Source organism: Formivibrio citricus, assembly GCF_900115065.1.
Lineage (GTDB): Bacteria > Pseudomonadota > Gammaproteobacteria > Burkholderiales > Chitinibacteraceae > Formivibrio > Formivibrio citricus.
Genome location: NZ_FOVE01000002.1, coordinates 56,535 through 69,887, shown reverse-complemented (window position 1 = coordinate 69,887; position 13,353 = coordinate 56,535). Strand labels below are relative to the sequence as shown.

General features: G+C 62.0%; 12 protein-coding genes. All 12 read right to left on the bottom strand.

What is annotated here, in order from left to right; translation table 11 throughout:
• Window positions 1–92 precede the first annotated feature (92 nt).
• Entirely contained in the window at window positions 93–1,706 is a 1,614-nt protein-coding gene (locus tag BMZ36_RS01535; RefSeq protein ID WP_177187728.1) for a methyl-accepting chemotaxis protein, read from the bottom strand.
• A 135-nt stretch (window positions 1,707–1,841) separates the two neighbouring features.
• A complete protein-coding gene (locus BMZ36_RS01530) occupies window positions 1,842–2,564 on the bottom strand; it encodes a 16S rRNA (uracil(1498)-N(3))-methyltransferase (RefSeq protein WP_091190205.1) in 723 nt (240 codons plus the stop codon).
• Window positions 2,564–2,749: a hypothetical protein gene (locus BMZ36_RS01525; protein ID WP_091190201.1), complete on the bottom strand. Its 186-nt coding sequence runs from the start codon at window positions 2,747–2,749 to the stop codon at window positions 2,564–2,566. The genes BMZ36_RS01530 and BMZ36_RS01525 overlap by 1 nt, the downstream gene beginning before the upstream one ends.
• Window positions 2,749–3,663 (bottom strand): UDP-3-O-acyl-N-acetylglucosamine deacetylase, encoded by a 915-nt coding sequence (gene lpxC / locus BMZ36_RS01520; RefSeq protein ID WP_091190197.1) that lies wholly within the window; start codon window positions 3,661–3,663, stop codon window positions 2,749–2,751. Before lpxC ends, BMZ36_RS01525 begins: the two co-directional genes overlap by 1 nt.
• Before the next feature lie 296 nt (window positions 3,664–3,959).
• A complete protein-coding gene (gene ftsZ / locus BMZ36_RS01515; RefSeq protein ID WP_091190194.1) occupies window positions 3,960–5,138 on the bottom strand; it encodes a cell division protein FtsZ in 1,179 nt (392 codons plus the stop codon).
• A gap of 51 nt (window positions 5,139–5,189) precedes the next feature.
• Window positions 5,190–6,422: a cell division protein FtsA gene (gene ftsA / locus BMZ36_RS01510; RefSeq protein ID WP_091190189.1), complete on the bottom strand. Its 1,233-nt coding sequence runs from the start codon at window positions 6,420–6,422 to the stop codon at window positions 5,190–5,192.
• 76 nt (window positions 6,423–6,498) lie between these two features.
• The gene (locus tag BMZ36_RS01505) at window positions 6,499–7,227 is read right to left on the bottom strand and encodes a cell division protein FtsQ/DivIB (protein ID WP_245747741.1); all 729 of its coding nucleotides are present in this window, start codon (window positions 7,225–7,227) and stop codon (window positions 6,499–6,501) included.
• Window positions 7,228–7,394: 167 nt separating this feature from the next.
• The gene (locus BMZ36_RS01500) at window positions 7,395–8,315 is read right to left on the bottom strand and encodes a D-alanine--D-alanine ligase (RefSeq protein WP_091190182.1); all 921 of its coding nucleotides are present in this window, start codon (window positions 8,313–8,315) and stop codon (window positions 7,395–7,397) included.
• A complete protein-coding gene (gene murC, locus BMZ36_RS01495) occupies window positions 8,312–9,697 on the bottom strand; it encodes a UDP-N-acetylmuramate--L-alanine ligase (RefSeq protein WP_091190178.1) in 1,386 nt (461 codons plus the stop codon). Before murC ends, BMZ36_RS01500 begins: the two co-directional genes overlap by 4 nt.
• On the bottom strand, window positions 9,694–10,764 hold the full coding sequence (gene murG, locus BMZ36_RS01490; protein WP_091190171.1) for an undecaprenyldiphospho-muramoylpentapeptide beta-N-acetylglucosaminyltransferase: 1,071 nt from the start codon (window positions 10,762–10,764) through the stop codon (window positions 9,694–9,696). The genes murC and murG overlap by 4 nt, the downstream gene beginning before the upstream one ends.
• Complete coding sequence (gene ftsW / locus BMZ36_RS01485; RefSeq protein ID WP_091190167.1) at window positions 10,761–11,948, bottom strand: putative lipid II flippase FtsW; 1,188 nt, start codon at window positions 11,946–11,948, stop codon at window positions 10,761–10,763. Before ftsW ends, murG begins: the two co-directional genes overlap by 4 nt.
• Complete coding sequence (gene murD / locus BMZ36_RS01480; protein WP_091190163.1) at window positions 11,945–13,351, bottom strand: UDP-N-acetylmuramoyl-L-alanine--D-glutamate ligase; 1,407 nt, start codon at window positions 13,349–13,351, stop codon at window positions 11,945–11,947. The genes ftsW and murD overlap by 4 nt, the downstream gene beginning before the upstream one ends.
• Window positions 13,352–13,353: the final 2 nt, after the last annotated feature.

Below are 13,353 nucleotides of genomic sequence, written 5' to 3'. Positions count from 1 at the left end.
CACCCATCAAAAAATGCATGCGCACCATTGGCAAGTTTGTTGTTTTTGTTTTCTCCCGGCCTCTGAGACTCTGTGGTGAGATGTTGAAGTGACTACAACCGGAAGCGCGCCACGCTCTCGCGTAGGTGCTGCGCGATCTCGTGCAGGTGCCGCGCGCTTTCGCGGTTGCTGTGGATGGCGTTGAACAGGTCGTCCGCCATGTTGGCCACCCGCTCGACCTGCTGCGCCATGTCGTTGCTCGCCGCGCCCTGTTCTCGCAAAGTGCCCGACATCTCGTCCATGAGCCCCGCGACTTCCGCCGCGCCCTGCTCGATGGCACCGATCACCGACCCGATGGCCTGAACACTGGTCACGCCTTGTGCCACTTCCGTGACCGAGGCATTCAGGTGGCCGCTGGCGTCGAGCACTCGCCCCTGGATGGATTCGATGATGCCGTTGATCTGCCCCGTGGCATCGGTCGTCCGCTCCGCAAGCTTGCGCACCTCGTCCGCCACCACGGCGAAACCGCGCCCCTGCTCGCCGGCGCGCGCCGCTTCGATGGCCGCATTGAGCGCCAGCAGGTTGGTCTGCCCGGCAATATCGCGGATCACGGCCAGCACCACGGAGATCTTCTCGCTCGCCGAAGCCAGCTCCTTCATGGCATGGTCCGCACCATGAACCGTCTCCGCAATATGCTGAATACGGGCCACGACATCCCGGACCTCTCCTGCGCCCTGCTTGGCATTACGGGCGCTGGTATCGGTCAACCCCCGCGTGGAGTGCGCATTGTCGGCGATGTGGTTGACGCTGACAGTGAGCTCTTCCACGGCTGCTGCCATGCTGGATGCGGCTTGCTGTTCGGTATGCGCCGTCTCTTCCATTTGCGTGGCCTGCTCGACGCTGTTGCTGGAAATGTCGCCAATCGTCGTTGCCTGCGTTTCGATCCCGCGAATCAACTCGGACAAAGCCCGGCGCATTTCTTCGGCATCGGCAAGCACGCTGCCTGCCGGGGCACCGTCGGTGCCAGCCGGTGTCAAATCGCCTTCGCGAATGCGGCGCATGATGCGCTGGACTTCACTCGGTTCGCCACCCAGCAATTGCAATACCGAGCGGGCAATGACCATTCCGAGGAACCCGAGGACCATCAGCGCCAGCAGCACGATACCGAGCGAGACCAGCGTTTTTTGCCGCAACAACTGGTCGAGATCGTCGATATAGATGCCGGTTCCCACGAACCAGTTGCCGTCGATGGTCTTGAGGTAGGAAAGCTTGGGCACTTCCTCTTTCTGGCCGGGCCGGGCACGCAGGTAGACGGATTCGCCTTCGCCCTTGGCCTTGACCACGTCGACGAATTCCTTGATGAACAGCTTGCCGGTCGAATCCTTGGTATCGATCATGGACTTGCCGCTGTCGTTGGGGCGCGTCGGGTTCCAGACCAATACACCGTTGAGGTCATAGATGAAGAAGTAGTTGTCCTTGTCGAAACGGATGGCATTGAGGTGGCTGGCAATGTTCTTCTTGGTCTGTTCCGCGGTCTGCTTGCCGGCCTTCTGCTGCGCGACTTCGTTTTGCGCCAGCGTCACCACCGAATCGACCAGATCGCGCAAGCGGGTGAGTTTCTCGGCGCGAATTGAAGTGCGCAGGACGTAAAGTTCATAGGCCGCTACAGCCCCCACCACCAGAACCGCAGCCAGCACCAGCAACACCAGACGCGTTCTCAGCTTCATGCTCTGGAAATCCATATTTCTCCCCCCATACAAAACAAAAAGCAGTCCGGTCATTCACTCAACGGGAGCAAATATCCATTTTTATAGTAGTGTCATACTGCCGCACCAATTGCGTCAATAAAAAACAGGTCGCCGTTACCAGTCGCCGTACCGCGATTGCAGTAACCCGGCGATCACGGGTGCCACCGTTTCGGTGCGGAATATCCTGGGACCAAGGATGAGCGGGATGAATCCAGCCTCGACCGCATCGGACTCTTCGCGTCGGGAAAAACCACCCTCGGCGCCGATCAGCACACAGACGCTGCTGGCCTGCGTGGGCAATCGGGAATGATGGATGGCGCCGTCCGGCGACAGCAGCACCCTCAAATCTGCAGCAGGCGCGCTCGCCAGGTAGTCTTCATATTTCAGGATGGGCAGGATTTGCGGGATGCGCGTGCGCCCGCATTGTTCGCAAGCGCTCATCGCCACGGCCTGCCAGTGGGCGATGCGCTTTTCGGCGCGCTCGCCCGAGTAGCGCGACTGGCAGAATTCGGAAATCACCGGCTGGATCGCGGTTACGCCCAGCTCGGCCGATTTCTGCACGGTGTAGTCCATGCGTTCTGCGGCGGAGAGCGCCTGCACGATAGTCAGTTGCAAGGGCGATTCGCGCTCGACCGGATCGTGCGCCCCCACCTCCACCAATACGCTGCGCTTGCCCATCTTCAGCACCGTCGCAGCAAACTCGCCCCCCCGTCCATTGAAAAGGACGAGGGGTTCGCCCGGCTGCATGCGCAGCACCTGGACATGGCGCGCGGCAGTCTCCGGCAACTCCAGTTGCGCGCCCGCATCCAGCGGCAGATCGACATAAAAACGGGGCATCAGTTTTTCCCCCAATGCTCAAAAATGACCCAGAAAAAGGTGGCGACCATGCAGCCGAAGAAGATCTTCGGCGACCAGCGCAGTACGCTTAGCCATCTCGGATCGCGCGTTTTGAGGTAGCGAATCGCTGCAAAGCCGGAGCCCAGCAAAAGCAGTACGAGCAGCAAGCGGTTCAACAGTGGCATCAGATTCCGAGCGGAGGAAGTGCGTGGAACGAAGACGGCACTTCTTCGCGGCTGTTGAAGGAAACGAATTCCCACGCCGACTCGTCGGCGAGCAGCGTGCGCAGCAGCTTGTTGTTGAGCGCATGCCCCGATTTGTAGCCGCTGAAGGATGCGATCAGCGGATGGCCGAGAATGTAGAGGTCGCCGATGGCATCGAGCACCTTGTGGCGCACGAATTCGTCCTCGAAGCGCAGCCCTCCCGGGTTGAGCACACGGTACTCGTCGATCACCACCGCGTTGTCCATGGTGCCGCCGCGCGCCAGTCCGTTGGCCCGCAGGAATTCGACCTCATGGATGAACCCGAAGGTGCGGGCGCGCGAGATCTCGCTGAGGTAGTTCTGTTTGGCGAAATCGATTTCGATGGTGCGCGCTGACTTGCGGAATGCCGGATGCTGGAAATCGATGGTCAGGGTCACCTTGTAGCCGTCATGCGGCTCCAGCCTGACCCACTTGTCGCCCTCCGTGGCTTCGACGGTCTTGAGCACGCGCACGAAGCGTTTGGGCACGGCCTGATCGATAATTCCGGCGGTTTGCAGCAGGTAGATGAAAGGTGCGGCGGAGCCGTCCATGATCGGCATTTCCGGGGCATCGACCTCGACAATGGCGTTGTCGATGCCAAGCCCGGCAAAAGCGGACATCAGGTGCTCAATGGTGCCGACCCGTACGCCGTTGTGAACCAGCGTCGAGGAAAGACGCGTGTCGTTCACTTGCGAAGGTTCAACCCTGAACGGGGCCGATTCGGGCAGATCGACCCGGTGGAAGACGATGCCGCTCTCCTCCGGCGCCGGCTTGAGCACCAGCGTCACTTTCGCGCCGGAGTGCAAGCCCACGCCGGTGGCGCGGATCGTGGATTTCAGGGTGCGTTGCAAGAACATGGCGACTTCTCATCGGTCGGATGCCACGATTCTACCAGCCACGGGCAAGGAGCTGGATTGATCGTGGCAATCCGGACGATAGGCAAGGTCAAAACAATGACCCAAGCAACTAACACTGCATTGATCGGTCAGTAGCCGTCGACGCGGAACCACAACTAACTGGATGCGGGCGCGTCGCGAGCCGGGCTGAGGCGCGAAGTCCGGTAGATGAAGGGCCGGAATGGACTGAATGTCCATGAGGACCCTGAATCTGCCGGCGACAAAGCATCAGCACGGCGCAGCAGCGCCAGCGCCAGTTAGTCGGCCTGGCGCCGCAGGAACGCCGGTATATCCATGTCAATGTTGTTCAACGCCGGCCGAGCCTCGGTACTGCCGGACGCTGCACCGCCGCGACGGTTGTTGCGCCAGATTGCCGGGGCATCGTAATCCTCGGGATTCAGGCCCACGGCGCTGTCGGTGCCGGTCTTCAACTGCTGGCCTTGCAGCACGGTCAGTTGCGGCTTGGCAGCTTCGCGCGAACCCAGACCCGTGGCGATCACGGTGACGCGGATCTGGTCGCCCAGCGCTTCGTCGTACACCACGCCGTACTTGACCACGGCGCCATCGGCGACATGCGCATTGACGATTTCCAGCGCCTGGCGGATCTCGCTCTTGCGCAGCGTAGCCTTGCTGGCGCTGATGTTGAGCAGCACGCCGCGGGCACCCTTGAAATTGATGTTGTCGAGCAGCGGGCAGCTGATCGCCTCTTCGGTGGCACGTACGGCACGGCCTTCGCCGGTCGCAAAGGCCGAGCCCATCATGGCCAGACCCTTTTCTTCCATGACCTTCTTCACGTCGGCAAAGTCGACGTTGATGAAGCCCGGATACTGGATCACTTCGACGATCGAAGCCACGGCGCTGCGCAGCACGTCGTCGGCGGCGCGGAACGCTTCATCCAGCGTCACGTCTTCGCCCAGCACCTGTTCCAGCTTTTCGTTGGAAACCACGATCATGGAATCGACATATTGCGACAATTCGTCGATACCGCCCTGCGCCACTTTCTGGCGCGAACCCTCATCCAGGCCCGGCTTGGTCACCACACCAATGGTGAAGATGCCTTTCTCGCGTGCGACTTGTGCGATGACCGGCGCTGCGCCGGTTCCGGTGCCACCGCCCATGCCGGCGGTGATGAAGAGGAGGTCGGAGCCTTCGATCAGCTCAGCGATACGCTCGCGGTCTTCCTCGGCAGCCTGACGGCCGATATCCGGATCGCAACCCGCGCCAAAACCGCGGGTCAGATTGGAACCCAACTGCACCACGTCGCTGGCTTGCGACAGCTTCAATACCTGTGCGTCGGTATTGGCCGAAATGAACTGCACGCCATGCAACTCATGTTCGATCATGTTGTTGATGGCATTGCAGCCTGCACCGCCCACGCCGATCACCTTGATGTTGACGTGGTGTGCTACATCCTGAACTTCAATGGAAAAGCCCATCTTGTTTCTCCTGTTTGCCCGTGAAAAACGTACTTCTTGTCTACATACAACTTAAAAATTGTTCTGGAACCAGGATTTCATCCTGCCCAGCACACTCCCGACCCCGCCCTGCTTGTTGCGTGCAGCGGGGTTCTTGTTCATCTGTTCGCGCGCCAGCAACAGCAGGCCAACGGCGGTGGAATAGCGCGGATTCTTGACCACTTCGGCCAGCCCACCCACGTAACGCGGCAGCCCCAGGCGCACCGGCTGGTGGAAGATTTCCTCACCCAGTTCGACCATGCCCGGCATCAGCGACGCGCCGCCGGTAATCACCACGCCGCTGGACAGGCGCTCTGCCCAGCCGGAGCGGCGCACTTCCGCCAGCGCCAGGCTGTAGAGTTCCTCGACGCGCGGCTGAATCACTTCCGCCAGCGTGTGGCGGCTCATGGAGCGCGAACCGCGCTCGCCCACGCCCGGCACTTCGATCATCTGCTGCTGGTCGGTCAGGTGACGCAGGGCCACGCCGTATTGCAGCTTGATCGTTTCCGCTTCGGAAGTCGGTGTACGCAGCGCCATGGCGATGTCGTTGGTGATCTGATCGCCCGCAACCGGAATCACGGCGGTATAACGAATCGCTCCACCGGCGAAGATCGCCACGTCGGTCGTTCCGCCTCCGATGTCGATCAGGCATACGCCCAGGTCTTTCTCGTCCTCGGTCAGCACGGCATAGGCCGAAGCCAGCGGCTGCAATACGACCTCGGAAATCTCCAGACCACAGCGGCGCACGCACTTGGTTACGTTCTGCACCGCAGAGACTGCACCCGAGACGATATGCACGCGCACTTCGAGACGCACACCGGACATGCCCAAGGGCTCCTTCACCCCTTCCTGTCCATCGATCACGAACTCCTGCGGAATCACGTGCAGGACTTCATGGTCAGCCGGAATCTGGATCGCACGAGCCGTTTCCAGAACGCGATCCATGTCGGCTTGCGATACTTCGCGATCCTTGATCGCCACCATCCCGTCAGAGTTCGTTCCCTTGATATGGCTACCGGCAATCCCGGCGATCACTTCGTTGATCTTGCAGTCGGCCATCAATTCGGCATCGCCCAGCGCGGTCTGGATCGCCAGCACCGTCTTTTCGATATCCACCACCATGCCGCGCTTGAGCCCGCGCGATGCTGCCGAGCCCAAACCAACCACGTTCAGGCTCCCGTCCTCCTGGATCTCTGCCACCACAGCAACCACTTTCGAGGTGCCGATATCGAGCCCCACGATCAGGTTCTTGGAATCTTTGGTCACAGGCCACCCTTTCTTAACTCAATACTTCAAATAATTGCTGCAATGTCTTTATTTTTATCGACATTACAAGCATGTTTCATGCCGGTTTTTTAACTGCCGGCTTGGTTTTTGCCGTCTTGCCGTCTTGCACCCGGAATCCCGGCAGCTTGACGGAAAATCCGTTCGGATAACGCAAATCCACATAATCGAACGGCTGCTCCACACGGGCCAGCGAATTGGGGTATGCGGTCACAAATCGCTGCAGCCGCTCCGCCCCATTATCCCGCCCGACATCCACTACGATCTTGCCATCCAGTTCGATCCGCCAGGCTCGTCGCCCGGAAAGCCAGACATGCGTCGGTTGCTTGCCCAGCGGTTTCAGCGCATCCCGGAACTGGCGATAGTTCTCGACCATCTGCTTTTCCGTACCATCCGGCCCTTCCAGGACCGGTAGCGCCTCGTTGCTTGCCGCATCGAACTTTTCACCGAAGGAGTTGAGCAACGCCGACGATCCCCAGCGAGCAATCGCCCGGTGTTCTTCCACGTTCACTTCAAGCCGATCCGGCCAGTAACGGCGCACTTCCACGCGTCGTACCCAAGGCAGCTTTTCGAACGCCTGCCGGGTCTTGTCCAGGTCCAGCGTAAAGAAAGTGCCCTTCAATTCGTTCTTCACCACGTACTGCAACTGCTCGCGCGTCACATGGGTCATGTCGCCTTCAACCTGCACCCGCCGCACCGGGAACAGCGGCGAATGGATCGCCAGGAACACCACCGCATAAAACAGCAGCAGCAAGGCCAGTGCGGTCAGCAGGTTGGCCAGCCACATTAACAGTTGCGGCTTATCCCACACGCTTCGCTCCCGCTCGCAGGTGAGGGGCGAGGTGTGAGGCGTGAGGAGCTAAACCGCACGAAGTGCGTTCTTTCCTTTCCAAGCCAGTCACTCGCATCGCATCTCCCGGATAAACCACTGTCTTGCACCTCACTCCTGACCCCTCACGCCTCAACCGGCAAGGTCGTATCGAGGATACGCATCACCAGATCCTCGTAGCTCATGCCGATCTGCCGGGCCGCCATCGGGAACAGGCTGTGGCTGGTCATGCCCGGTGCGGTATTCACTTCCAGCAGGTAAGGCTTGCCGTCCTCGTCCATGAGGAAATCCACACGTGCCCAGCTCGCGCCGCCGATGGCCCAGAAGGCTTTCTTCACGTATTCGGCAACTTCGGCCTCTACCTCGGCAGGCAGTCCGCAAGGGCAACGGTAAACCGTGTCATCGCGGAAATACTTGGCGTCGTAGTCGTAAAACTCGGTTGCCGGTTCGATCTTCACTGCCGGCAGCACTTCGCCGTCGAGCACCGCCGCGGTGTATTCACCGCCACCGATATAGCGCTCGGCAAGCACCACCTTGTCGTACTTGCGTGCTTCTTCAAATGCCGAGAGCAACGCGTCTTGCGACTTGACCTTGATGACGCCCATGCTGGAGCCTTCGTGCGCCGGCTTGACGAAGATCGGCAAGCCGAGCTGCGCGACGACCGCCGCCCAGTCGCTGTTTTCGTCCAGCAGCACGAAGTCCGGCACCGGCAGGCCCATGGCCTTCCAGACCAACTTGGTACGCAGTTTGTCCATGCCGATTGCAGAGGCCATCACACCGCAGCCGGTGTAGGGAATGCCCAGCACCTCCAGCGCGCCCTGCACCGTGCCGTCTTCGCCGTACGGGCCGTGCAGAATCAGGAACGCCCGGTCGAAGCCTTCGTCCTTGAGGGCCGAGAGCGGCTTTTCCGCCGGGTCGAACTTGTGCGCGTCGACGCCTTGCGACTGCAGTGCAGCCAGCACGCCCGCGCCACTCATGAGCGAGACCTCGCGTTCGGAGGAGAACCCGCCCATCAAAACCGCCACTTTCCCGTATCGCTGCTTCACGTCGTCAACTTCCCTGGAACACTGCCAATCGAACCTGCACCCATCGTCAAAACCACATCGCCATCGCGCGCGGCGGCAAGAATTGCCGCCGGCATGTCGGCAATGTTTTCCACAAATACCGGCTCAACCTTGCCGAGCACCCGTACCGCCCGCGTCAGTGCCCGCCCGTCGGCGGCCACGATAGGCGCTTCGCCCGCGGCATATACGTCGGCGAGCAACAGGGCATCCACGCTGGACAGCACCTTCACGAAATCCTCGAAACAGTCCCGCGTGCGGGTATAGCGGTGCGGCTGGAAGGCCAGCAGCAGGCGCCGCCCCGGAAAAGCGCCACGCGCCGCAGCCAGCGTGGCCGCCATTTCCACCGGGTGATGCCCGTAATCGTCGACCAGCGTGAAGCAGCCACCGGCTGGCAACGCCACTTCGCCGTAACGCTGGAAGCGCCGGCCCACACCGGCGAACTCGGCCAGCGCCTTCTGGATGGAGGCATCGTCGGCGCCCACTTCCAGCGCCACAGCAATCGCCGCCAGCGCGTTGAGGACGTTGTGATGGCCGGGGGTATTGAGCGTGATCGCCAGACGCTTGCTTTCGCCGTTTTCCCATACCGCGTCGAACCGCATGCGGCCGGCCTCGGCGCGAATGTTTTCGGCGCGCAACATCGCATCCGGGCTGACCCCGTAGGTCGTCACCGGCGAGGTGATTTCCGGCAGGATGGCGCGCACATGCGGATCGTCGATGCACAACACGGCACGGCCATAGAACGGCAGGCGCTGCAGGAAATCGACGAAGGCACCCTTGAGCTTGCCGAAATCGTGCCCGTAGGTATCCATGTGGTCCTGGTCGATATTGGTCACGACCGAGATCACCGGAGCGAGCAGCAGGAACGAGGCATCCGATTCGTCGGCCTCGGCCACCAGGAAATCGCCGCTGCCCAGCCGCGCATTCGAGCCCGCAGCATGCAGCTTGCCGCCGATCACGAAAGTCGGATCGAAGCCGGCGGCTTCGAGAATGCTCGCGGTCAGGCTCGTGGTCGTGGTCTTGCCGTGCGTTCCGGCAATCGCGATGCCCTGTTTCAGGCGCATCAATTCGGCCAGCATCAGGGCGCGCGGCACGACCGGGATTTTCTTCTCGCGCGCGGCAAGCACTTCGGGGTTATCAGCCTTGACCGCGCTGGAGATCACCACCACATCCGCGCCAGCGATGTATTCGGCAGCGTGGCCGACATGCACTTGCGCTCCGGCAGCGCTCAGGCGCTGCGTGGTCGCATTGCTGCCGAGGTCGGAGCCGCTGACCTCGAAACCGAGGTTGAGCAGCACCTCAGCGATGCCGCTCATGCCGACACCCCCGATTCCGACAAAATGGATGCGCTTTACTTTATGTTTCATTGTTCCGCCAATTCCTCAATGGCCTGGACCACGGCCTGCGTTGCATCCGGCTTGGCCAATCCGCGCGCGATGCCCGCCATTTCCAGGCAACGCTCGCGGTTCATTTCCTGCAGCAGCGCGGCAAAACGTGCGGCGCTGAATTCGCCCTGCGGCAGCAGGATGCCGGCGCCGGCATCGGCCAGATAGCGCGCGTTGCCGGTCTGGTGGTCGTCCACCGCGTGCGGGAACGGGACCAGCACGCTCGCGGCCCCCACGCAGGACAACTCGGCAACGGTCAGCGCGCCGGCGCGGCACAGCACCAGATCTGCATCCGCATAGGCTTTGGCCATGTCCGCGATAAAAGCTGCGCATTCTGCCACAACGCCGGCCTTGGCATAGCCCTCTTTCAGGGCTTCAATGTGCTTCTCGCCTGCCTGGTGGATCACCTGCGGGCGAAGTTCCTGCGGCAACAACGCCAGCGCCTTGGGCACCTCTTCGTTGAACACCTGCGCACCCAAGCTGCCGCCGACCACCAGCAGCCTGAGCGGGCCGCTGCGCCCGGCAAAACGCGCCTGCGGCAGTGCTGCCGTCTTGATCTCGTCGCGCACCGGATTGCCCACGCATCCTTCCTGCATCGGGAATGCAGAGGGGAAGGCGAACAACACGCGGTCGGCGATCTTCGCCAGCGTCCTGTTGGTCAGCCCGGCCACGGAATTCTGTTCGTGGATCGCCAGCGGCAAGCGCAGGAGCTTCATCGCCAGCCCGCCCGGAAAACCGGTGAAACCGCCAAAGCCGATCGCGACATCCGGCCGGTAGCGGAAAATCACGCGCATCGCTCCGATGAGCGCCTTCAGTTGCACCCACGGCTGCGCGAGCTTGGTGAGCATTCCCTTGCCGCGCACACCGCCGATATCGAGCGTTTCCAGCGTTATTCCGGATTGCGGCACGATGCGTGTTTCCATCTTGCCGGCCGCGCCCAGCCAGACCACGTTCCAGCCTTTGGCGCGTACGGCATCGGCCACGGCCAGCGCCGGGAAGATGTGGCCGCCGGTGCCGCCGGCCATGACCAGAAGTGTGCGCGCGCTCATCGGCTGTACCCCTTCAGCAACTGGCGATTTTCATAGTCGATGCGCAACAGCACGCCCACGGCGATCAGGTTGGCGACGATGCCCGAACCGCCGAACGACAACAGCGGCAGGGTCAGCCCCTTGGTCGGCAACAGCCCCATGTTCACGCCAATGTTGATCACCGACTGCACGCCCAGCCAGATGCCGATTCCCTGCGCCACCAGCGCCTGGAAGTGGCGCTCCAGCTTGGCGGCCTGCGCGCCGATCTGGAATGAACGCGCCACGAGGAAGGCAAACATGCCCAGCACGACAATCACGCCGAACATGCCGAGCTCCTCGGCAATGATCGCCATCAGGAAGTCGGTATGCGCTTCCGGCAGGTAAGCGAGTTTTTCCACGCTCGCGCCCAAGCCAACGCCTTGCCATTCGCCGCGACCGAACGCGATCAGCGAATGCGAAAGCTGGTAGCCCTTGCCGTACGGGTCTTGCCAGGGGTCGAGGAAGCCGAGCACGCGCGCGCGGCGGTAAGGTGAGCTCGCGACCAAGCCGACAAAAGCCACGCCGAGGAACACGATCAGCCCGACATACAGGCGCCAGTTGAAGCCGCCAAGGAACAACAAGCCCATGGCGATACAGGTGATCACGGCAAAAGCTCCGAAATCCGGCTCCAGCAGCAACAGACCGCCGACCACGGCCATGACGATACCCATCGGCAGCAGCACCTTGGTCACGCTTTCCATGAAATCCGCAGCCATGCTGCCCGCCTTGCGCACCGTGTAGTCGGCGGCATACAGCACGGCGAACAGCTTCATGAGTTCGGAAGGCTGCAGGTTGATCACGGCCAACGACAGCCAGCGCCGGCTGCCATTCACTTCGCGACCGATGCCGGGGATCAGCACCAGCATCAGCAGCAGCACACCGCCGATGAAAAGCTGCGGCGCATATTTGCGCCAGACATGGGTCGGCACGCTGAACGCCACGCCGGCCGCCACGCCGCCCACCGCCAGGAAAATCGCCTGCCGGATCAGGTAATACGCCGAGCGGAAACCGGTATCCTTGCCGACTTCGGCCATGGCAATCGAGGCCGAATAGACCATCACCAGACCCAGCGAAACGAGCAGCAGCACATCCCACAGCAGCGCCTTGTCATAGGCGCCCATGGAGGGACGGACTCGTTTCATGGCCTGGTAGAGCATCTGCCTCATGGCTTCAGCGACCTCACGCTATCGATGAATACTTCTGCCCGGTGGGCGTAATTGCGGAACATGTCCCAGCTTGCGCAAGCCGGTGAAAGCAGCACCACATCGCCCGGCTCGGCAAAATTCGCGGCCATCATCACGGCCATTTCCAGCGTCGGCACCTGCAGCACCGGCAGGAAATTTTCTTCCTCGTCGCCTTCGGGCAAGAAAGCGGATGTGGCTTCATTAAGCGTTTCTGCGATCTGCGGCGCATCGCGGCCGATCAGCAGCACGGCGCGGCAAATGCGCTCGCAAGCAGTCTTGAGCGGGGCGAAATCCTGCCCCTTGCCGTCGCCGCCCGCGATCAGGACCACGGGGCGGGTCATGCCCCTCAGCGCAGCCTCGGTCGCGCCGACGTTGGTGCCTTTCGAGTCGTCGTAGTAGCGCACGCCGTTCACTTCGGCGACAAACTCGACGCGGTGCGGCAGGCCCTTGAATGCCTTGAGCGCAGCCACGAGCGGCGGCAACGGCAGGTCAATCGCGCGGCACAGCGCCAGCGCGGCCAGTGCGTTCGCCGCGTTGTGCAGGCCGGCCAGCGGCAGTTCGCCGGCCTTCATGATTTTCAAATTGCCCGCATTCAGGCTGAAATCGCCGCCCTCGGCCACCAGCCCGTACTCGGTTTCGCTGCGCGGCGCATCGGTGCCGAACCAGGCGACATTGCGCTCCGGCAAGGCCATGCCGCGGCACCAGGCATCCTCGCGATTGAGCACCTGCACGCCATTGCCGGCGAAGATGCGCGCCTTGGCGGCGGCGTATTTCTCCATGCTGCCGTCATAGCGGTCGAGGTGGTCCTCGGTCACGTTGAGCACGGCGGCGGAATCCGGCGAGAGGCTGGTCGTGGTTTCGAGCTGGAAGCTCGACAATTCCAGGACCCAGACATCCGGCCATTCGCCCTTGTCTTGCCAGTTGGACAGGGCATCGAGAACAGGTAATCCAATATTGCCGGCAACTTCGGTCTTCAGCCCGGCCGTAGCGCACATCGCGCCGACCATGCTGGTGACAGTGGATTTGCCGTTGGCACCCGTGATGGCGACAACCTTGCTGCCCTTGCCCACAATCGCTTGTGCAAACAGCTCCACATCGCCTACCGCCGGAACGCCGCGCGCGATAGCGGCGGCGATTTCCGGAGTTGCCAGCGCCACTCCCGGGCTGACGACAAGCAAGTCGGCGTCGGCGAAGGTCGCCGCGCCGAAAGCGCCCAGCCGCAGTTCGGTCTGCGGCAGCGCTTCCCTGATGGCATCGAGGTTCGGCGGCGTGGCGCGGCTGTCGGCGACGGTGACGCGCGCACCCTGCCGCGCCAACCACTTGGCGGCGGAAAAGCCGGTATCGCCCAGCCCGACAACGATGCAGTGTTTGCCCTTGAGTTCCATTT